The 18,033-nt window shown below is 68.2% G+C and carries 21 protein-coding genes and 1 tRNA gene; 8 read left to right on the forward strand and 14 right to left on the reverse strand.

Going from position 1 to position 18,033, the window contains the following annotated elements:
- Nucleotides 1-1,630, reverse strand: a 1,630-nt coding sequence (locus tag U1872_RS05230) for a valine--tRNA ligase (RefSeq protein ID WP_332791841.1), incomplete at its 3' end; no start/stop codon positions are given.
- A gap of 197 nt (nt 1,631-1,827) precedes the next feature.
- Complete coding sequence (locus U1872_RS05235) at nt 1,828-2,376, reverse strand: hypothetical protein (RefSeq protein ID WP_332791842.1); 549 nt, start codon at nt 2,374-2,376, stop codon at nt 1,828-1,830.
- 120 nt (nt 2,377-2,496) lie between these two features.
- Between U1872_RS05235 and U1872_RS05240 the strand changes: the two genes are divergently transcribed.
- Nucleotides 2,497-2,904 carry an MAPEG family protein gene (locus U1872_RS05240; RefSeq protein ID WP_332791843.1) on the forward strand — a complete coding sequence of 136 codons (408 nt, stop codon included), beginning with the start codon at nt 2,497-2,499 and terminating at the stop codon, nt 2,902-2,904.
- A gap of 21 nt (nt 2,905-2,925) precedes the next feature.
- On the opposite strand, the gene U1872_RS05245 is transcribed toward U1872_RS05240, so the two are convergent.
- Genes U1872_RS05245 through U1872_RS05260 form a run of 4 tightly spaced genes read right to left on the reverse strand, consistent with a single transcriptional unit; the run spans nt 2,926 to nt 7,840 of the window.
- A complete protein-coding gene (locus U1872_RS05245; protein WP_332791844.1) occupies nt 2,926-5,007 on the reverse strand; it encodes a prolyl oligopeptidase family serine peptidase in 2,082 nt (693 codons plus the stop codon).
- A 44-nt stretch (nt 5,008-5,051) separates the two neighbouring features.
- Nucleotides 5,052-5,582: a DUF2497 domain-containing protein gene (locus U1872_RS05250; protein ID WP_332791845.1), complete on the reverse strand. Its 531-nt coding sequence runs from the start codon at nt 5,580-5,582 to the stop codon at nt 5,052-5,054.
- A 33-nt stretch (nt 5,583-5,615) separates the two neighbouring features.
- Nucleotides 5,616-7,127 carry a TolC family outer membrane protein gene (locus U1872_RS05255; protein ID WP_332791846.1) on the reverse strand — a complete coding sequence of 504 codons (1,512 nt, stop codon included), beginning with the start codon at nt 7,125-7,127 and terminating at the stop codon, nt 5,616-5,618.
- Between the two features lie 20 nt (nt 7,128-7,147).
- Complete coding sequence (locus tag U1872_RS05260; RefSeq protein ID WP_332791847.1) at nt 7,148-7,840, reverse strand: protein-L-isoaspartate O-methyltransferase family protein; 693 nt, start codon at nt 7,838-7,840, stop codon at nt 7,148-7,150.
- A 190-nt stretch (nt 7,841-8,030) separates the two neighbouring features.
- On the opposite strand from U1872_RS05260, the gene U1872_RS05265 reads away from it, so the two are divergent.
- Nucleotides 8,031-8,104 (forward strand) — tRNA-Cys (locus U1872_RS05265).
- Nucleotides 8,105-8,134: 30 nt separating this feature from the next.
- Here the strand turns inward: U1872_RS05265 and U1872_RS05270 are convergent.
- A complete protein-coding gene (locus U1872_RS05270) occupies nt 8,135-8,527 on the reverse strand; it encodes a (deoxy)nucleoside triphosphate pyrophosphohydrolase (protein ID WP_332792761.1) in 393 nt (130 codons plus the stop codon).
- A 112-nt stretch (nt 8,528-8,639) separates the two neighbouring features.
- On the opposite strand from U1872_RS05270, the gene U1872_RS05275 reads away from it, so the two are divergent.
- From U1872_RS05275 to U1872_RS05285, 3 genes are all read left to right on the forward strand, one after another.
- Nucleotides 8,640-8,822 carry a Flp family type IVb pilin gene (locus U1872_RS05275; protein ID WP_332791848.1) on the forward strand — a complete coding sequence of 61 codons (183 nt, stop codon included), beginning with the start codon at nt 8,640-8,642 and terminating at the stop codon, nt 8,820-8,822.
- 130 nt (nt 8,823-8,952) lie between these two features.
- Nucleotides 8,953-9,120 carry a Flp family type IVb pilin gene (locus U1872_RS05280; protein WP_332791849.1) on the forward strand — a complete coding sequence of 56 codons (168 nt, stop codon included), beginning with the start codon at nt 8,953-8,955 and terminating at the stop codon, nt 9,118-9,120.
- Between the two features lie 267 nt (nt 9,121-9,387).
- Entirely contained in the window at nt 9,388-9,555 is a 168-nt protein-coding gene (locus U1872_RS05285; protein WP_332791850.1) for a Flp family type IVb pilin, read from the forward strand.
- A gap of 79 nt (nt 9,556-9,634) precedes the next feature.
- On the opposite strand, the gene U1872_RS05290 is transcribed toward U1872_RS05285, so the two are convergent.
- Genes U1872_RS05290 through U1872_RS05305 form a run of 4 tightly spaced genes read right to left on the reverse strand, consistent with a single transcriptional unit; the run spans nt 9,635 to nt 13,499 of the window.
- A complete protein-coding gene (locus tag U1872_RS05290) occupies nt 9,635-10,582 on the reverse strand; it encodes an acetyl-CoA carboxylase carboxyltransferase subunit alpha (protein ID WP_332791851.1) in 948 nt (315 codons plus the stop codon).
- Between the two features lie 34 nt (nt 10,583-10,616).
- Complete coding sequence (locus tag U1872_RS05295) at nt 10,617-11,486, reverse strand: tyrosine-type recombinase/integrase (RefSeq protein ID WP_332792762.1); 870 nt, start codon at nt 11,484-11,486, stop codon at nt 10,617-10,619.
- Nucleotides 11,487-11,539: 53 nt separating this feature from the next.
- A complete protein-coding gene (locus U1872_RS05300) occupies nt 11,540-13,381 on the reverse strand; it encodes a hypothetical protein (protein ID WP_332791852.1) in 1,842 nt (613 codons plus the stop codon).
- Nucleotides 13,362-13,499 (reverse strand): hypothetical protein, encoded by a 138-nt coding sequence (locus U1872_RS05305; protein WP_332791853.1) that lies wholly within the window; start codon nt 13,497-13,499, stop codon nt 13,362-13,364. Before U1872_RS05305 ends, U1872_RS05300 begins: the two co-directional genes overlap by 20 nt.
- Nucleotides 13,500-13,585: 86 nt before the next feature.
- On the opposite strand from U1872_RS05305, the gene U1872_RS05310 reads away from it, so the two are divergent.
- Genes U1872_RS05310 through U1872_RS05320 form a run of 3 tightly spaced genes read left to right on the forward strand, consistent with a single transcriptional unit; the run spans nt 13,586 to nt 15,381 of the window.
- Entirely contained in the window at nt 13,586-14,140 is a 555-nt protein-coding gene (locus U1872_RS05310; RefSeq protein ID WP_332791854.1) for a shikimate kinase, read from the forward strand.
- Complete coding sequence (gene aroB, locus U1872_RS05315) at nt 14,137-15,237, forward strand: 3-dehydroquinate synthase (RefSeq protein WP_332791855.1); 1,101 nt, start codon at nt 14,137-14,139, stop codon at nt 15,235-15,237. Before U1872_RS05310 ends, aroB begins: the two co-directional genes overlap by 4 nt.
- On the forward strand, nt 15,238-15,381 hold the full coding sequence (locus U1872_RS05320) for a DUF2256 domain-containing protein (protein WP_332791856.1): 144 nt from the start codon (nt 15,238-15,240) through the stop codon (nt 15,379-15,381).
- Nucleotides 15,382-15,443: 62 nt separating this feature from the next.
- Here U1872_RS05320 and U1872_RS05325 read toward each other — a convergent pair whose 3' ends face one another.
- Genes U1872_RS05325 through U1872_RS05335 form a run of 3 tightly spaced genes read right to left on the reverse strand, consistent with a single transcriptional unit; the run spans nt 15,444 to nt 18,000 of the window.
- The gene (locus tag U1872_RS05325; protein ID WP_332791857.1) at nt 15,444-15,773 is read right to left on the reverse strand and encodes a DUF423 domain-containing protein; all 330 of its coding nucleotides are present in this window, start codon (nt 15,771-15,773) and stop codon (nt 15,444-15,446) included.
- Nucleotides 15,770-17,569 (reverse strand): cation:proton antiporter domain-containing protein, encoded by a 1,800-nt coding sequence (locus tag U1872_RS05330; protein WP_332791858.1) that lies wholly within the window; start codon nt 17,567-17,569, stop codon nt 15,770-15,772. Before U1872_RS05330 ends, U1872_RS05325 begins: the two co-directional genes overlap by 4 nt.
- On the reverse strand, nt 17,566-18,000 hold the full coding sequence (locus tag U1872_RS05335) for an iron-sulfur cluster assembly scaffold protein (RefSeq protein ID WP_332791859.1): 435 nt from the start codon (nt 17,998-18,000) through the stop codon (nt 17,566-17,568). Before U1872_RS05335 ends, U1872_RS05330 begins: the two co-directional genes overlap by 4 nt.
- Nucleotides 18,001-18,033: the final 33 nt, after the last annotated feature.

Below are 18,033 nucleotides of genomic sequence, written 5' to 3' on the forward strand. Positions count from 1 at the left end.
TCGGCCGGCGCACCCGTCGCGCCCCCGCGGGTGCCGCCCCCCCCCCCCCCCCCGCCCCCCCCGCCCGGGGGGGGGGGGGGGGGGGGGGCGGCCCCTGTCCTGGAACATCGAGCGGAACGCTGGCTGCAGCGTCCCCCTCTCCCCGACCCTCTCCCCGGAGGGGAGAGGGAGAAGAAGATTCGGGCCACCCCATCGTCGCGAACGGCCACAGCGCGGAGGAGAACCACGTGTCGAGCACGTCGCTGTCTTGGCGCAGCGCAACGCCCTCGCCGGCCTGCGCCTGCGCTTCGGCCTCGGTCAGCGCGACGTAGATCGAGCCATCCTCGGCGAACCAAGCCGGAATCCGATGACCCCACCACAATTGCCGCGAGACGCACCACGGCTGGATATTCTCCATCCAGTTGAAGAAGGTCTTCTCCCACGTCTTGGGCACGATCTGGATCGCGCCCGAGCGCACCGCCTCGATCGCCGGCTTCGCCAAGGTCGCCGCATCGACATACCATTGGTCGGTCAGCCACGGCTCGATCACTACGCCCGAGCGATCGCCATAGGGCGTCTGGATCGTGCGCGGCTCGGCGTCATGCTCGACGCCGTCCTTGTCGGTATGCGCGATGAGGAAGCCGTCGGCCTTCAACCGCGCGACGACCGCCTTGCGCGCCTCCGCGGTGGTCAGCCCGAGCAGCTCGGCCGGGATCAGCCCGTCGGACACCTGGACGACCTGCGCCTTGGCATCGAGCATGTTGAGCATCGCGTTCGCCGCGATCCCGGCGCGCTTGCCGACCTCGAAATCGTTGAAGTCGTGCCCTGGCGTGATCTTCACCGCGCCCGACCCCAGCTCGGGATCGGCATGGTCGTCGGTCACGATCGGGATCAGCCGCCCGGTGATCGGCAACTTGATCTGCTTGCCCACCAGATGCGTGTAGCGCTCGTCCGCCGCGTTCACCGCGACCGCCATATCGGCGAGCATCGTCTCGGGCCGCGTCGTCGCGACCTCGATGAAGCCCGATCCATCCGCCAGCGGATAGCGCAGGTGCCAGAAACTGCCCTTGATCTCGCGCGTCTCGACCTCGAGATCGCTGATCGCGGTGCCGAGGCCCGGATCCCAGTTCACCAAGCGCTTGTCGCGGTAGAGCAGGCCTTCCTTGTGCAGGTCGACGAACACCTTCAGCACGGCCTTGGAAAAGCCCTCGTCCATCGTGAAGCGCTCGTTCGCCCAGTCCATCGAGCAGCCGAGCCGGCGGAGCTGCTGCGTGATCTCGCCGCCGCTCTCTTCCTTCCACGCCCACACCTTCGCGACGAACTCTTCGCGGGTGAAGTCGGTGCGCTTCTGCTGGGAGGCGGCCATCTGGCGCTCGACCACCATCTGCGTCGCGATGCCGGCATGGTCGGTGCCGACCACCCACAGCGCGTCCTTGCCCTGCAGGCGCGCATGCCGCGCCAGAATGTCCTGCAGCGTGTTGTCGAGCGCATGGCCGATATGGAGCGAGCCCGTCACGTTGGGCGGCGGGTTGACGATCGTCCACGGCTCGGCGCCGGGGCGGTCGGGGCGGAACAGGCCGTTGGTTTCCCAATGCGCGTACCAGCGCTGCTCGAGTTCGGCGGGGTCGAAGGTTTTGGAGAGCTCGGTCATAGCCTGCAGGCTTTAGCCGCGATGCCGCAAAAGAAAAGGGCAGCCCGTGCGGACCGCCCTTCAAGATGCCCGCGATGCCCCCACCCCGTTCGGGCTGAGCCTGTCGAAGTCCTGCACTCCCCACGTACGGCGTTCCCCGTGAGAGGTGCCCTTCGACAAGCTCAGGGCGAACGGAGGGTAAGGTTAGCGCAGCCCGGTCAGACCGCGTCGTGCGGCACGGTCTTCGGCGCTTCGACCGCCTTGGCCGGCTTGGGTGCCGCCTGAAGCTGCCCTGCCTTGCTGCAATCGCCGCTGCTCTGCGAGACGACCTTGGGCTCGGCATTGCCGTACGCCGTCATCTGATAGCTTTGCGTGCAGCCGCCATTGCTCGAGCTGTACGAGGTAAACGAATAGCTGCTGCCCGCCGGCATAGATTTGAGCGCCGCCTGGTCGATCTTGCCGTTCACCGGCGCCGACGCCTGCAGCGCGGCAGCCTGCTGCATCATCGCAGCGGCCTGGCGATCCATGTCGGCAAAGATCTGGTCGAATCCGATCATCGGGGAATCGACAAGCGCGACCGAGATTTCGCGCTCGACCGGCACCAGCGCGATCTTCGGCGGCGTATCTCCGGCATAGCGGACCTGCGCCACGCTGCCATCGGGAAGATTGACGTTCATCACGTGCATCGCGCGCTCGGCGGCAACCGCGCTCCCGGCGAGCGCGCACGTGCCCAGCCCGGCGAGAAGGATCTTCGAAAACGGAGTCATCGGATGGTTTCCTCGGTTGGTTGAAGATTGCGGCGCAGTTTATTCCGCCAAGCTGAACCGCAGATGAAACAAACCAGTGCCGCGCGGGATTGGGCAGCATCACAGACCCGAGGAACCGCCATGCGCATTGAACTCACCGTGCTCGCCTGGGGCTGTATCCTTGCGTTGGTCCACATCTTCGCCGCCGTCATCCTCAAGACGCAGCTGTACGGCACCGCGTGGAACGCGGGAGCGCGCGACGAGGCGATGCCGCCCCCACCCCCGCTGATCGCCCGGCTCGATCGGGCGCAGCGCAATTTCTTCGAGACCTTCCCGCTCGTCGTGGCGGCGATCGCACTGCTCGGCATCACGGGGGTGCAGACGCGCACAACCGAAATCGGCGCGCTGCTGTGGCTCTGCGCGCGGATCCTCTATCTGCCGATCTACGCCGCCGGCACGCCCTATGTCCGCACGCTCATCTTTCTCGTGAGCGTGGTCGGACTGCTGATGATGCTGTGGCCGATCCTCGTCGCGCCGCTGTTCGGGTAATGCACCGGGCCGGCGCGGCGGTCAGCCGCCCTTCCGGCCCGAAGCGCCGACCGGAAGCGGTGCAACCGCGCCGCCGGTATATTTCCCCATCCAGCCGAGCACTTCGCGATACCATTGGCGGCTCTCATTGGGCTTCTGCACCCAGTGGCTCCCGCCCGGATACACCACCAGCCGCGACGGAATATCGCGCCGCTGAAGCGCGGTGAACGCAGCGATCCCCTGCGTGTACGGAATGCGGTAATCGCCCTCCGAGGTGATGACGAGCTGCGGCGTCTTCCACGCGGTCACATGGTTGACCGGGTTCCATTTCTCGAACGCGGCGGGGTCTTCGAAATAGGCCTTGCCGCCATGTTCCCACTCGTCGAACCACAGTTCCTCGGTCTCGTACGCCATCGCGCGCGCGTCGAACACGCCGTCATGCTGCACGATGCACTTGAAGCGATCGGGCCAATTGCCCTCGATCCAGTTCATCATATAGCCGCCGTACGACGCCCCGAGCGCGCAGGCATTGTCGCCGTCGAGCCAGCTGAACTTGGTCGTCGCAGCCGTGAGCCCCGCCTTCAGATCCTCGAGCGGCCATCCGCCCCAATTGTTGCGGATCGCATCGGTGAAGGCTTGGCCATAGCCCGTCGACCCATGGAAATCGACCGCGACGAGGCCGTAGCCAGCGCCCGCGAACACCGCCGGATTCCAGCGATACGACCAGCTGTTGTTGCTCGACCCCTGCGGCCCGCCATGCACCATGAAGGCGACCGGGACCTTGCCGGTGCTGCCAGCGGGCTTCACCGCATAGCCCCAGACGGTATCGTTGTTCGCGCCGGTGAAGTTGAACTTGGTCACGCTCGGCATGTCGATGCCGGCGAGCTTGGTCGCGTTGACCGCGGTCAGCCGCGTCGCCGTCTTGCCGCTGAGCCGGTAGAAATCGTCGGGCGCGGTCAGCGAATTCATCGCGAACACCACGCCGCTCGCGGTCGGCAGCACGGCCGTGACGTTGCCCGCCTGCGTCAACCGCGTGACCTTGCCGCTCACCGGCGAGACCGACCAGATTGGATTCTCCTGCGTATCCTCAGCAGTGACGAGGATCGTCTTGCTGTCGGGCGCCCACGCGATCGACCCGATCGAGCGATCCCACGCCTCGGTCAGCGCACGCACGCTGCCCGTTGAAAGATCGCGCAGCATCAGCACTTGCCGATCGGCTTCGTAGCCCGCGCGCTTCATCGCAACCCAGGCGAGCGACTTTCCGTCAGGCGAGACGGTCGGGAAGGTATCGGTCCCCTTGTTCGCCGCGGTGAGATTGGTCGGCGCGGCGGAGCCATCCGCAGGCGCCGCGAAGATATCGAGATTGGTCGACAGCGGCTCGATCCGCCCGGCCTCGCGCAGCGCGAAGAAGACGGTCTTGCCGTCGGCGCTCCACGACACTTCCTCGCCACCCCCGAACGGCTTGGAAGGTGCATCCCCGACGAGCGCGCCCTCGATCGGGACGCCGTTGCCGCTCGCGCCGGTCGCCGTCAGCGGCAGCACGAACAGTTGCGAGCGCGTCCCATCGGACCAGCTCGCCCAGTGCCGCACGAACATCTGGTCGTACACGCGCCCGTTGCCGGCATTGGCGTCCTTCTTGACCATCGCCGGCTCGAGGCTCGGCGCACCCGGACGGCGATCCGCCCAGACGAGCAATTTGTCGTCCTGCGGCGAGACCTTGAAGCCGCCCATCCCGCCCTTGAACTGCGTCAGCCGCGTCTCAGCACCGCCCGCGATGCCGATCGACCAGACCGCATCGTCGCCGCCCTTGTCCGACTGGAAATAGACCGTCTTGCCGTCGTGCGAGAATTGCGGCGCGGTCTCGTTGACCTCGGCCTCAGCGGCAAGCCGCTCAGGCGCGGCGCCCTTGCGGGTGAGATCGAGCCGCCACAGGTCGAATCGTCCACCGTCGATCGAAAGGTCGGTCTCACGCTGCTGCCACACCAGCCAATGCCCGTCGGGCGACACCGCAGGCGCCGAAACGCGCGACAGCGCGACGACGTCGTCGATGGTGAGTTGGCGGGCAGCTGCGGGAACAGCGACGAAAGCGGCGCTCAGGGCGGTCGCGGCAAGAAGCATCTTCATGGCCGCAGGTTACAGCAGAACCCGCCAGCTCCCGCAATCGGGTCTTACTTGCCGGTAATCCGGTCGATCTCGCGTGCGACCATCGCCTCGACCATCGCGGGCAGATGAGTGTCGAGCCAGTCGCGCAGCATCGGCCGCAGCATCTCGCGCACCACGCCCTCGAGCGTATCCGACCCGGTCACCTCGGGTTTGACCACCAGCCGCGACAACGCGTCGAGCGGGCTGCGCGACGCCTCGGCCGTCCGCGCCGACAGCAGCGGTTCGGCGGGCGCCGCTTCGACCGGCGCGGGTGCCGCCGCAGGCGACGCGGGCGTTGGCGGCGCCGCAGCGGCAGGCGGCGCGGCGGGTGCCGGGGTATAGCGTGGCGCCGGCGCGCGCGCATAATCGGGCTCGGGCGCGGGTTCGCTCAGTTCGAGGATCTCGTCATGCCCGAACGGCTCAGCATCCGACCGACTCGGCAGCGGTCGCGCGGGGCGCTTGGCGCGCGCCGGCGACGCGTCATTTTCCTCGGCGATGATGCGCTTGATCGACGAAAGGATGTCTTCCATCGACGGCTCCGCGCTCAAATCACCCATTATCGACCCCTGATCCATCCGTCGATCCGCTGGTTAACGGTTCTTCGTCGCAGTACCTGCGGTGATCGGCGGCGTCCTGTCAACTCCGGTATCGAGAATAGGTTCGAGCGGCTTGGTCATTTGCGCCGTCTGCGCCCGCGTCGCATTGGTGCGCGTTCCCGTAACCGCCGGATCGGGATCGGACGACCAGTCCCAGATCCGCTTGCGCACGCCATTGTAATGCGCGACCGGATCGTAGAGCGAACCGCCGTCGAGCCCGAGATTGCGCGCTTCCGCCTCGCCCATCGCGGCGAGCAATGCGAAGCCGGCGACATAGGCATCGCGCCGCGCCGTCACCAGCGTCACCTGCGAATTGAGCAGTTCCTGCTCGGCATTGAGGATGTCGAGGATCGTGCGGTTGCCGACGCTGTTCTCGGCGCGCACACCTTCGAGCGAAAGCTTGTTGGCGTTGACCGCGACTTCGCTCGACGCGATCGTCTCGAGCGACGACTTCCACACCGCATAGGCCGACCGTGCCTGTGCGATCACCGCGCGCTCGGTCTCGGTGACCTGCTCGATCGCCTGCGCCCGGGCGTCCTGCGCCCGGCGGATCTGCGCCGCGGGGCGTCCGCCCTGGTAGAGCGGCAGCGTCAGCCCGACCCCGACGGTCGCGGATTTGCCAGCCTGCCCGACTGATGCAGCGGTTCCCGACCCCAACGAGCCGAGATAGTTGTAATAATTACCACCGACATTGACGCTGACCGTCGGCAGGCGGTTCGCGCGCGCCACGCCGATGTCATAGCCGGCCGCATCGCGCGCCTTGGCGGCTGCGAGCAGTGTCGGATTGTTCCTCAGCGCGACATCGACCGCCGCATCGGGCTCGGCCGGAAGATTGGGCAGGTCAGGCGGCGTGTCGAGCCTGCCCGGCTCGCTGCCGACGAAGCGGATGTAGCTCTCGCGGCTGGTGATCAGCTGCGCCTGCGCCGATTGCAGCTGGCTGCGCGCGACCGCGAGGCGGGCCTCGGACTGCGCGACATCGGTCCGCGTCAGATCACCGACCTGGAAGCGATCGCGACTCGCCTGCAGATTGACCTCGAGCACCTTCACGTTCTGCGTATTAAGCCCGACGATCGCCTCGTCGCGGGTCACGTCCATATAGGCGCCGACGACGTTGGTGAACAACGCCGCCTCGGTCCCGCGCAGGTTCAACTGCCCGCTCTCGACGCGGGTCTCCGCTGCGCGCACGCCGTTGCGCACAGCGCCTCCGCTGAAGACAGGAACCGACAGCGTGACGCCTGCGAGGGCCTGCCGATCGGGCGCCAGAAAGCTGTTCGCCGCCTTGACCGCATTTTCGGTGTAGGAGCTTTGCAGCTGGACCCCGGGCAACCCCTGCGACCGGGCGATCGGGACGTTCTCGTCGAGCCCCCGCTGGTTCGCGCGCTGCCCGGCGAGCGTCGGGTTGGTGTTGTACGCCTTGACCAATGCCTCGCGCAGGGTCTCCGCCGACAGCGGAGATGCGACCAGCGCGAGCAGCGCTGTGCCGGTCAGAAGAGGAAGCGATCGCATGGGTCGGCGGTTCTTTCTGGTCAGAACGTGAAAGTGCGCGGCCGCGCGAAGCCGGGCAGCGCGACGCAATCGATGTCGGCAAAATCGAGCAATGCGAAACCGCCTGCGGTACGACGCCCCGCCGTCAGCCGCGTCACGCCGCGATCGACGATCCCGGCGACGACGCGGCCGCCGATCGCGACCTGCGCGACCAACGCCTCGGGAACGGCCTCGACCGAACCGTCGATCACCAGCACGTCGTACGGCGCGCCAGCGCTATGCCCGGCCTCGAGCGGCCCCTCGACCACGGTGACGTTCGCGGCATCGCCCAGCGCGGTGCGGGCATGCGCCGCCAGCGCGGGCTCGCATTCGAGCGCCACCACCGAATCGACGAGATGTGCCAGCACCGCAGCGGTGTAGCCCCCGGCCGCGCCGATCAGCAGCACACGGTCGCTCGCGCGCAGTTCGGCCTGCGTCAGCAGGCGCCCGGTCGCGATCGGCACATTCTGCGCCCGCCCATGGCCGAGCGGCACCGCGGTGTCGCGATAGGCCAATGCGGCGACTTCCGCCGGAAGGAACGCCTCGCGCGCGACGCTGTCCATCGCGGCAACGACGCGCGCGTCGCTCACCGCATTGGTGCGCAGCTGGCTTGCCACCATCGCGTGGCGCATCGCCACCATGTCGGACCCGTGGCGCGGCGCCACACTATCAGAGTCGTGCGTAATCAATGTCATCGTGCCCACACCCTTGTCGGATACCAGCTTTGCACAACTGTTATAGTTGCGCAATACACTCGTTTGCTGCGCCTGCTTCTATCGTGCCGCAGCGCCTTCGCCAAGCGAGCGATATCGGCATTTTTGCATGTCCACGGTTGACAGCGCCGGCGTGCGCTTGCATCAGCGCGCCTCCCCGACGCGGCTTTGGGGCCCGATGGCGGAGTGGTGACGTAGAGGACTGCAAATCCTCGCACCCGGGTTCGATTCCCGGTCGGGCCTCCATCCTTTCAAGCGTTCGGCGACGGCGTCCGGTCAGGCCAGCGCCGCTTCCAGCACGGCGATGAACGGCAGGTCTGCCGGCGGCATCGCCAGGGTGCGCAATTCTCCCGGAACGTGCCACGCGATCGCGTCCGCATCGAGCGCGCGCGGCGTGCCGTTCCAGCCACGGCAGAGATAGAGCAGCAACAGCAGATGCCGGTCGGCGAGCGGCGCGCTCGCAAACGTCAGCGCTTCGAGCGCCGCTTCCGCTACCGTGATGCCGAGCTCTTCCCTGAGCTCGCGCACCAGCGCGGCCTCGGGGGTTTCGTCGCACTCGACCTTGCCGCCGGGGAATTCCCACAGTCCGGCCAGCGCCTTGCCCGCCGGCCGGCGCTGCACCAGCACGCGTCCGGCGCCGTCGACCAATGCCGCGGCGACGACGAGCATCAGCGGCCGCTCGCCTGAACCGCGATCGTCTGAATTGGCCGATTTAGCCACTCCTTAAGGCTCCCCTGCTATGCTGTCCGTGCCTACTCAAAAAACCGGGACCCGTGCCACCATGATCGTGCGATTGCTCAAGAGACTGGCGGGAGATCGCGCGGGCGGCACCGCAATCGAATACGGGCTGATCGCCGCGTTGATCGTGATCACGATGGTCACCGCGCTCGTCAACCTCGCCGACACCACCGTCGGCATGTGGGGCAACATCAACACCAAGGTGACCAACGCCCGCGGCGGGTGATGACGCCGTCCCTGATCGAAATTCCCGCCGCGCTTAAACCTTTATCAATCCTCCTTGCCTACACCGTTCGTGTTGGTCCGGTGTTCCGGCCCGACCGGGTACTGAAGCAATCATCCACGGAGACCGGACCATGAAGACCGTTCGCAATTTCATCAAGAATTCCAAGGGCGCGACCGCCATCGAATACGGCCTGATCGCAGCGCTGATCGCCGTCGCAGCGATCGCCGCGATGCAGGGCCTGGGCAACCAGCTCAAGACCACCTTCTCGAACGTCTCGACGAACATGAAGGCCGCGTAAGCCCAACCGCTTACCGACGTAAAATCGGCGGCAGGACCCTGGTCCTGCCGCCTTTTTTGTGTGCGCGGCGGACCCCACCGGCAGGCGGGGCCAATCCGACCGCGCCGAGCCACAATTTATCTGGCCTCAACCAATCCAGAGCATTGATGTATGTCATGTTAATCACGACATAATGCATTGTATTTACGCGATATTCTTAGATTTTCGCTAGTCAGCCGAAGTCGCGCAGGGCCATCGCTCTATAATGGCGTGAACGGGAGATGTTTGATGCACATTCCACGCTCGATCTTGAAAGATATCAAGGCAGCCACCGCGATCGAATATGGGCTGATCGCCGCCTTGATCGCGGTCGCCGCGATTGCCGCCATGCAGGGGCTGGGCAATCAGATTACCACGACCTTCAGCAATGTCTCGACCAACATGAAGGCATCCTGAGCCGCTTAAGACCAGCGCCACGCGTGGCGGAGGCGGCGGACCCGCCGGCCCACCGCCTCCACCACGCCCGGAGCAAGTGTCAGAGGCGGCCCATCGCCAGGAATTTCTCGCGCCGGCCCTGGCGCAGCTCGGCCGGCGTCTTGCCGTCGAGCTTGGCCAGCGCCGCCTCGATCGCGTCGCCCAGCGCGGCGATCGCCTTGGCCGGATCGCGCTGCGCCCCGCCCAGCGGCTCGGGCACGATCGTGTCGATCACGCCGAGCCCCTTGAGGTCCTGCGCGGTCACCTTCATCGCTTCGGCCGCGTCGGCGGCCTTGTCCGAGGTGCGCCACAGGATCGAGGCGCAACCTTCGGGCGAGATCACCGCATAGACGGCATGTTCGAACATCATCACGACGTTGCCGGCCGCAAGCGCGATCGCGCCGCCCGACCCACCCTCGCCAACGACAACCGAGATCAGCGGCACGCCAAGCTCCAGGCACATCTCGGTCGAGCGCGCGATCGCCTCGGCCTGGCCGCGCTCTTCGGCCTGGATGCCCGGGAACGCGCCCGACGTATCGACCAGCGTCACCACCGGCAGGCCGAAGCGATCGGCCAGCTGCATCAGGCGGATCGCCTTGCGATAGCCCTCCGGCTTGCCCATCCCGAAATTGTGGCGGAGCCGGCTCGCCGTATCGTCGCCACGCTCATGGCCGAGCACCAGCACCCGCCGCCCGCGGAACATCGCGAAGCCGCCCATGATCGCCTGGTCGTCGCCGAACGCGCGGTCGCCGGCGAGCAGCATGAAATCGTCGAACAGGCCGGCGACATAATCCTTGAAATGCGGCCGCTCGCCGTGGCGCGCGACTTGCGTCTTCTGCCACGGGGTCAGCTTGGAATAGGTGTCGCGCAGCAGCTTGTCGGACTTCGCCTGAAGCTTGGCGACCTCCGCGTCGATGTCGACCGCGCCTCCGGCCGCGGTGGTGCGCAGTTCGTCGATCCGCCCCTGCAGTTCGGCGATCGGTTTTTCGAAATCGAGGAAGCTTGCCATAGCCCGCGGCGGTTAAGCCCCGCGCCGCCTCCCGTCAACGCGACTTGTCGGCGCGCGCCGTCGCTTCGGCCAGCGGATGGCGGGCGTTGACCAGCTCGACCAGCCGGCTCGCATCGACATGCGTGTAGATTTCGGTGGTGGCGATGTCGGCATGGCCGAGCATCGATTGCAGCGCGCGCAGGTCGGCGCCGCCGGCGAGCAGGTGCGTGGCAAAGGCATGGCGCAGCACGTGCGGGCTGACGCGATCGGGCGGGATCCCCGCCTCGGCCGCCAGTCCCTTGAGCAATTGATACAGCCGGATCCGGCTGAGATGGCTCTTGCCCGACGGGAACAGCCACGCGCTGTCCTCGTCGACATGACCACGCCACACCGCGACCGCGGCGCGCGCGCGGTCGGACAGCGGGACCAGCCGCTCCTTTTCGCCCTTGCCGCGCAGGATGAGATAGGGCCGGTCGGGTGCCACCGCGCGGCGCGGCAGCGAGACGAGTTCGGTCGCGCGCAGCCCCGATCCGTAGAGCAATTCGACCAGCGCGGCGAGCCGCAGGTCGTTGCGGTTGGGCGGGTCACGCGCGATCCGCGCTGCGATCGCAGCGAACAGGCGATCGATGTCGGCATGGTCGAGCACCTTGGGCAGCCCGCGCGACGCCCCCGGCCGCGGCAGCGCCGCGCCCGGATCATCGCCGCGAAAGCCCTCGTCGGCAAGGAACGCGAAGAAGCGCCGCAGCGCTGCCGATTTGCGCGCGACGCTCGCCTTGGACAGCGACAGCCACTCGGCTCCCAGCCGGGCCAGATCGGTGGCGCCCGCATCGCTCAATTGCCCGCCGAGAAAGTCCGAAGCGAGTGCCAGATCGCTGCGATAGGCCGCCACGGTGTTGCGCGCAGCGCCCGATTCGGCCGCCATCATCTCGAGGAAGCGGTCGATCAGCGCACGATCGTCGCTGACCGCCGGCGCCGGCGTCACAGGCGGCTCATCGCCTCGACGGCGACCATCTTGGCCTCACCCGGCAGGCCCGCGGCGCGCAGCGCGAGGACGATGTGGTACAGCGCCTCGGGCGAGACCCCGCGCCACTGCCGCGTCTGCATGCCCACTGCGGAAAGCAGCACCACCGTGCCCGGTTCGCGGTCGAGCGCCGCCTTGCCGAGCGCGCGCGTCCAGCTGTCCTCGCGCCCGACGCGCACGCCGAGCGAGCGCGCACCGCGCTCGACCTCGGATGCCGACATCCGGCCGAGGCCCGCCATCCCAGCGAAGAACATGCGGCGTTTGAGGCCGTCGCCATCGTTGGCGCCGGCATAGGCGCCGACATCGTCGAAACTCAGCGTCGGCGCGGCCGGATCGACCAGCGCCAGCAGTGCCCAGGCATCCGTCCCGCGCGTCGCCTGCTCGCGCCAGCGCAGCGCGCGCATGTCGAGGCCGGCACTCAGGATCGACGCGACGATCCGGTCGACATCGGGCTTCTCGAGAGTCGTCGGGATCCGCGCCGCCGCGCCTGCGGTCAGCACCAGCCGCGCATAGCGACCTTCGGCGCCCTTGGGTTCTTCCCACAGCCGCTTGAGCGCTTCGGCGCGCGCGGTGACGTTCGCGGCGTCGTAGGCCGCGCGCAGATCGCGCGCGATCCCGGCTTCGGCGATCGACTGGTCGTCGCCCGCGTCGATCGCGCTGTAGAGATCGATCAGCGCTGCGCTCGACAGGATGCCGCGCGCCGCCGCAAGTTCTGCCGCCGCCGCGCGGACATGCGGGTCGAGCGCGGGCGACAAGGCGCGCCAGCCATCGACCGCCGCCGACCCGGTCGCCAGCAGCGTCGCGGGGATCTCGACCCCCGACGCCATCGCCAGGCCGAAGCGCCACGCGGTCAGCTGCGTCACGTCGTCCCATTCGATCGTCACCGCCTGGCGGCCACTTTGCCCCGCGCCTGCAACCTTCTGCGCGAGCAGCAGGTCGACCCCGCCGGCGAGCCGCGACTTGCGCGCCGCGGCGATCATCGGCTGCGCCTTGGCCGGCATGCCCGACAGACCGGCGCACATCGCGCGCGCGAGGATCCAGCCGCGCTCGCGCCCGAGCGCTGCGCCGGCGTCGACCGCCGGGCACAAGGCCGCGGGGTCGCCGGTGGCGAGCGCGGCCTGCATCGCCGCCTCGAACATTTTCGGCGTGTAATCTTCGGTATCGACCGCCTGCGCCATCGCGCGGCCCGCGACCGATTCGCCCATGCGGACGAGCAGCCAGGCGCGCTCGGCGGCGAAATCGGATCCGTTGACGCCGACCGGCGTGTCGACCCGCGCGAGCAATGCCCGGCGCAGGGCGATCGACACCCAGCGCGAGGCGACCGGCGCGTGCAGCCGGCGCATCAGCGTCTCGAGAAAACGTCCGTCGGCGCGGCCATAAGCGGTCGGCGCCATCGCGCCTTGCTCGGGCCCGGCAACGCCGACGCGCGCGAGCGAGCGGCGCGCATAAGCGGGCATATCGGCGCGGACGAAGGCGGCGAAATCGGTCGCCGACGGCGGCGTCGCGGTTGGCGACGGCGTATCGAGGGGGGTCGGGATCGCATCGGGCGCGAGCGGCATGCCCGGCACGCCGACAGGCGCCGCGGGCCTCGCGACCGGCGGCGGCGTGGCCTGGTCGGGCTGGCTCGGCGTGGTCGCGCGCGGACGCGGCTGGTTCGGCGTCGGCGCTGGCGCGGGATCGCCGAAGCCGGGTGGCAGGATCGATTCGGGTTTGTTCTGCCCGATCGCCGGGATCGCCAGCCCCGCGGCAAGCCCCGCCGCCAATGCGGCGAGTGCAGCCTTACTTCTGGAGATTCGCAAGCGGGACGACCTTCTCGACATGCTTCAGCGGCTTTTCGTGTGCGAGCCTCGACAGGCCGAACAGCAAGCCGATCACCACGACCACGACGATGATAAGGGCGAGGACCGAACGGGACATGGGCTAAAAACCTGCAACAAACTTGAAAATGGGCAACGACCAAGCTTTTGCCCGAGACGCAGGTGCGCTGTATAGCCCTCGCTTCGATGTTGCAAAGCCCTGCCCCCCTTCCGCCCAAAACACCGCCGTGGAGCGGCCAGCCGATCGTGCTGGTCGGATTGATGGGAGCCGGCAAATCGACCGTCGGGCGGCGCCTCGCGCTACGCCTGGGGTTGCCGTTCGTCGATGCCGATACCGAGATCGAGATCGCCGCGGGGATGGCGGTCGCCGACATCTTCGAGCGATTCGGCGAAGCGCACTTCCGCGACGGCGAACGGCGGGTGATCGCGCGGCTGATGGACGGCGAGAAGCGCGTCATCGCCACCGGCGGCGGCGCCTTCGTCGATCCGGCGACGCGCGCGGCGATCCTCGCCTCGGGCTATGCGATCTGGCTCGATGCCAAGCCGTCGGTGCTGGTCGAGCGGGTCTCGCGGCGCGACACCCGCCCGCTGCTGCGCGGAAAGGATCCGCTGGCCGTGCTCGAAGAGCTGGCGCGCGTCCGCAACCCGTTCTACGCGACCGCGCATCTGCGCGTCTCCAGCCACCGCGCGCCGCATGACGCGACCGTCAACACCATCCTGAAAGCGCTCGGCAAGATATGACGACGATCCCGGTTTCGCTCGGCGCGCGCAGTTACGATGTGGTGATCGAGGCGGGCGTGCTCGCGCGCGCGGCCGAGTGGTTGAAGCCCCTGTCGCGCGGACGGCGGATGGCGATCGTCACCGACGAGAACGTCCTGCCGCATCTCGCGACGCTGCAGGCCGCGCTCTCAGCGGCCGGCGTCGAGAGCGAGGCGATCGTGCTGCCGCCGGGCGAGGGCACCAAGAGCTGGGCGATGCTCGAACAACTCACCGACCGGCTGCTCGAGCTCGGCATCGAGCGCGGCGATCATGTCATCGCGCTCGGCGGCGGGGTGATCGGCGATCTCGTCGGCTTCGCGTGCAGCATCCTCAAGCGTGGCTGCGGCTTCGTGCAGATCCCGACGACCTTGCTCGCGCAGGTCGATTCGTCAGTCGGTGGCAAGACCGCGATCAACTCCCGTGCCGGCAAGAACCTCGTCGGCGCGTTCCATCAGCCTGCGCTGGTACTGATCGACCCGAACGTGCTCGCCACGCTGCCGCTGCGCCAGGTGCGTGCCGGTTACGCCGAAGTCGTCAAATACGGCCTGATCGACGATCCCGCTTTCTTCGACTGGTGCGAGGCGAACGCGTCGGCATTGCTCGCAGGCGATCCCGCCGCGCGCGCCTATGCCATCGCGCATTCGGTCGCCGCCAAGGCGCGAATCGTCGCCGAGGACGAGCGCGAGACGACCGGCGCGCGCGCGCTGCTCAACCTCGGCCACACCTTTGGTCACGCGCTCGAGGCCGAGGCGGGATTCTCGGATCGGCTGCTCCACGGCGAAGCGGTCGCGGCGGGCATGGCGCTGGCATTCGGCTATTCGGCGGCGCACGGCCTCGCGCCCACGGCAGATGCCGAACGGGTCGCAGCGCATTTGCGCAGCGTCGGCCTGCCCGACGGGCCTGCGGCAGCGGGGATCGACGCCGACGGCGAGACGCTGGTCGCGCACATGCTGCACGACAAGAAGATGGACGCTGGCACCCTGCCCTTCCTGCTGGCGCGCGGGATCGGCGCGACCTATCTCGACGGCTCTGTCGATCTGGCCGACGTGCGGGCGTTCCTCGATCGCGTGCCGGCCTGAGTGCCCAACGGCGTCAGCAAGGCAAACCTGCCCGACAAGATCTGCCCGGTCTGCAAGCGACCGTTCGCGTGGCGCAAGAAATGGGCGCGCGACTGGGAGCAGGTCGTCTATTGCTCGGAGCGCTGCCGCCGGACCGGAACGTGACGCGCGGCTAGAGTTTGATGACAGCAGCCTGATCCGTTCGGAGGCGGCAAAGCCAGCCGCGGCTAGCCCCGCGCCGTCCACGCCAGCCACAGCCAGCCGGCGATCAGCAGCGCGCCGCCGATCGGCGTGATCGCACCGAACCAGCGTGGCGCGCCGAGCGCCATCAGGTAGAGCGAGCCCGCGAAGATCGCGCCGCCGGCGAGGAACAGCCACGCCGGCCCGCGCGCCTCCATCCGCAGCGCGACGAGCGCCGCGACCGCGTGGATCAGCTGGTAGTGCGCGCCGGTCTTGAGCCACTCGGCTGCGTCCTTGCCCGCACCATGCGCGCCGAACGCCCCCGCGCCGATCGCCAGCGCCCCCGACAGCGCCGCCACCAGGACGATCCAGTTCATCGCGGTCCCTCCACCGATGCCTCATCCTCGGGCAGAGCCGATTCGCGCTCGTCCTGCGTGATTATCCGGTCGCGCGCGACGCGGATGTCGCCCGCCTCGACCTGCGCGCGCAGCCGCTCCTTGTCCTTGCGGCGATAGGTATCCTCGGTACGGTCGATCTCGGCTTCGTCGACGCCGATGCTCTTGAGCGCCATCCGCCCCATCTTCACCGCCGATTCGAGCACTTCGCGCACCACCCCGTCGAGCGGCGCGCCCTTCAGCTTGATCACCGCGCGGCGATCATAGGCGCGGACGTAGATCGAGGCATGCGGGAACGCCCCCTTCACGCCCTTGACGAGATCGGCCGAGATCTGGTCGCCGTCCATGCAGAACAGAATCAGCTCGGCCTCGCCCGCGCCCGCCTGGCGCAGCATGTCGAGCCGCGTGCCGTCACCATAATAGACCTTCGCGCCGAACTCGGAGGCGATGTCGATCATCTCGATATCGGTATCGATCAGCGTCACCGGCACCCCCTGCGCGATCAGCATCTGCGCAACCGTCTGGCCGAACCGCCCATAGCCGACGATCAACGCGTTGGCGCCGTCGGCCTTGGGCCCGTCGCGCTCGCCGGCGATGATCGGCTCCTCGCGGATCCGCTGCGTGATCATCATCAGGAACGGCGTCGTCGCCATCGACAGCGTGACGATCGCGCCGAACAGGCTCGCCGCCTCGGGCGCGATCAGGAAGGCGTGCTGCGCCTGCGCGAACAGCACGAAGCCGAACTCGCCGCCCTGGCTGAGCAACAGCCCGAGCGCGAGCGCGGCGCGCCACTTCATCTTGAACGCCATGCCGATGCCGAAGATGATCAGCGCCTTGGTCGCGATCAGCGCCAGCGCCATGCCCACGACGAAGAACGGCCGCTCGGCGATCGCATGCAGATCGAGCATCATGCCGACCGCGAGAAAGAACAGGCCAAGCAGGATCGAGCGGAACGGCTCGACATCGGCCTCGAGCTCATGCCGATACGGGCTGTCGGCGAGCATCACGCCCGCGACGAACGCACCGAGCGCGGTCGACAGGCCGAGCGATTCCATGATCGCCGCCGCGCCGATCACCGTGAACAGCGCCGCGAACACGAACATCTCGCGCTCGCCGAGATTGCCGATGATGCGGAACAGCGGCCGCAGCAGGAAGCGCCCGGCCAGCACCAGCCCGGCGACCGCGCCGACGGTGTAGAGAAACAGCAGCCAGCCCGGCGGCCCACCGGCATCGGCCGGGTTGCGCGACAGGATCGTGACCAGCGTGATCAAGGGCACGATCGACAGATCCTGGAACAGCAGGATCGAGAAGGCGCGCTCGCCGAACGGCGTGCGCAGGCGCCCCGCCGACTGCAGCATCGGCAGCACCTGCGCGGTCGACGACAAAGCGAGCGGCAGGCCCAGCACCAGCGCCGCGGCGCCGGTGAAATGCGCCGCCGATCCGCCGAGCCGGGTCGAGAGCCACACCACCCCCGTCACCGCGACCCCGCAGAACACGACCTGCAGCAGCCCGAGCCCGAAGATTTCCTTCTTGAGCGCCCACAGCCGCGTCGGGTTGAGCTCGAGCCCGACGATGAACAGCAGCAAGGTGATGCCGAGCTCGGCGATCCCCATCTTCGATTCGGCATCGCCGACGAGATGCAGCACCTGCGGCCCGACCACCGCACCGGCGACGAGATAGCCGAGCGTCGCGCCGAGCCCGAAGCGCCGAAAAATCAGAACGAAAACGAGCGCGAAGCCGCCGAGGATTACCCCGTCGAGCAGCAGCGATTCGCTCATGCCGGCGCCTTCGCGGCCGCAGCTTCGCTCGCTTCGGCGGCCGCTTCGAAGGCGAGCCGGATAGAGGCGTGCCGCGCGCTGTGCGGGAGGGCGGGAGTGAACAGCTCGAGCCCGGGCCAGTCGGGCAGCGGCCCCACGCCCGCCAGCCACGCCGTCAGCGCATCGCGGGCGCTGGCAATCTCGGCGGTCGACTTGCCGAGCACCGTGGCACCGAGCAGCGAAGCCGACGCCTGGCCGAGGGCGCAGGCGCGCACCAGCATCCCGAGATCCGACACGCGCCCATCGGGACCGACATTGATGTCGACCGCGACGCGGCTGCCGCACACCGGCGAGCGCTTCTCGGCGCTGCCCATCGCATCGGGCAGCCGTTCGTGATGCGGGATCGTCGCGGCAAGCCGGAGAATTTCGGTGTTGTAGAGCGGCGCGTTCATTGCGCCTATGTAGGCAAGCCCGCCCCGCGCGTC

Origin of the sequence: Parasphingomonas frigoris (assembly GCF_036663815.1) — a bacterium.
GTDB lineage: Bacteria > Pseudomonadota > Alphaproteobacteria > Sphingomonadales > Sphingomonadaceae > Sphingomonas.

Excerpts from the sequence above, each read along its gene's own strand:
- U1872_RS05235 (WP_332791842.1), bottom strand. The coding sequence starts at position 2,376 with ATGACTCCGTTTTCGAAGATCCTTCTCGCCGGGCTGGGCACGTGCGCG.
- U1872_RS05240 (WP_332791843.1), top strand. The coding sequence starts at position 2,497 with ATGCGCATTGAACTCACCGTGCTCGCCTGGGGCTGTATCCTTGCGTTG.
- U1872_RS05245 (WP_332791844.1), bottom strand. The coding sequence starts at position 5,007 with ATGAAGATGCTTCTTGCCGCGACCGCCCTGAGCGCCGCTTTCGTCGCT.
- U1872_RS05250 (WP_332791845.1), bottom strand. The coding sequence starts at position 5,582 with ATGGGTGATTTGAGCGCGGAGCCGTCGATGGAAGACATCCTTTCGTCG.
- U1872_RS05255 (WP_332791846.1), bottom strand. The coding sequence starts at position 7,127 with ATGCGATCGCTTCCTCTTCTGACCGGCACAGCGCTGCTCGCGCTGGTC.
- U1872_RS05260 (WP_332791847.1), bottom strand. The coding sequence starts at position 7,840 with ATGACATTGATTACGCACGACTCTGATAGTGTGGCGCCGCGCCACGGG.
- U1872_RS05270 (WP_332792761.1), bottom strand. The coding sequence starts at position 8,527 with ATGCTCGTCGTCGCCGCGGCATTGGTCGACGGCGCCGGACGCGTGCTG.
- U1872_RS05275 (WP_332791848.1), top strand. The coding sequence starts at position 8,640 with ATGATCGTGCGATTGCTCAAGAGACTGGCGGGAGATCGCGCGGGCGGC.
- U1872_RS05280 (WP_332791849.1), top strand. The coding sequence starts at position 8,953 with ATGAAGACCGTTCGCAATTTCATCAAGAATTCCAAGGGCGCGACCGCC.
- U1872_RS05285 (WP_332791850.1), top strand. The coding sequence starts at position 9,388 with ATGCACATTCCACGCTCGATCTTGAAAGATATCAAGGCAGCCACCGCG.
- U1872_RS05290 (WP_332791851.1), bottom strand. The coding sequence starts at position 10,582 with ATGGCAAGCTTCCTCGATTTCGAAAAACCGATCGCCGAACTGCAGGGG.
- U1872_RS05295 (WP_332792762.1), bottom strand. The coding sequence starts at position 11,486 with ATGATGGCGGCCGAATCGGGCGCTGCGCGCAACACCGTGGCGGCCTAT.
- U1872_RS05305 (WP_332791853.1), bottom strand. The coding sequence starts at position 13,499 with ATGTCCCGTTCGGTCCTCGCCCTTATCATCGTCGTGGTCGTGGTGATC.
- U1872_RS05310 (WP_332791854.1), top strand. The coding sequence starts at position 13,586 with ATGTTGCAAAGCCCTGCCCCCCTTCCGCCCAAAACACCGCCGTGGAGC.
- aroB (WP_332791855.1), top strand. The coding sequence starts at position 14,137 with ATGACGACGATCCCGGTTTCGCTCGGCGCGCGCAGTTACGATGTGGTG.
- U1872_RS05325 (WP_332791857.1), bottom strand. The coding sequence starts at position 15,773 with ATGAACTGGATCGTCCTGGTGGCGGCGCTGTCGGGGGCGCTGGCGATC.
- U1872_RS05330 (WP_332791858.1), bottom strand. The coding sequence starts at position 17,569 with ATGAGCGAATCGCTGCTGCTCGACGGGGTAATCCTCGGCGGCTTCGCG.
- U1872_RS05335 (WP_332791859.1), bottom strand. The coding sequence starts at position 18,000 with ATGAACGCGCCGCTCTACAACACCGAAATTCTCCGGCTTGCCGCGACG.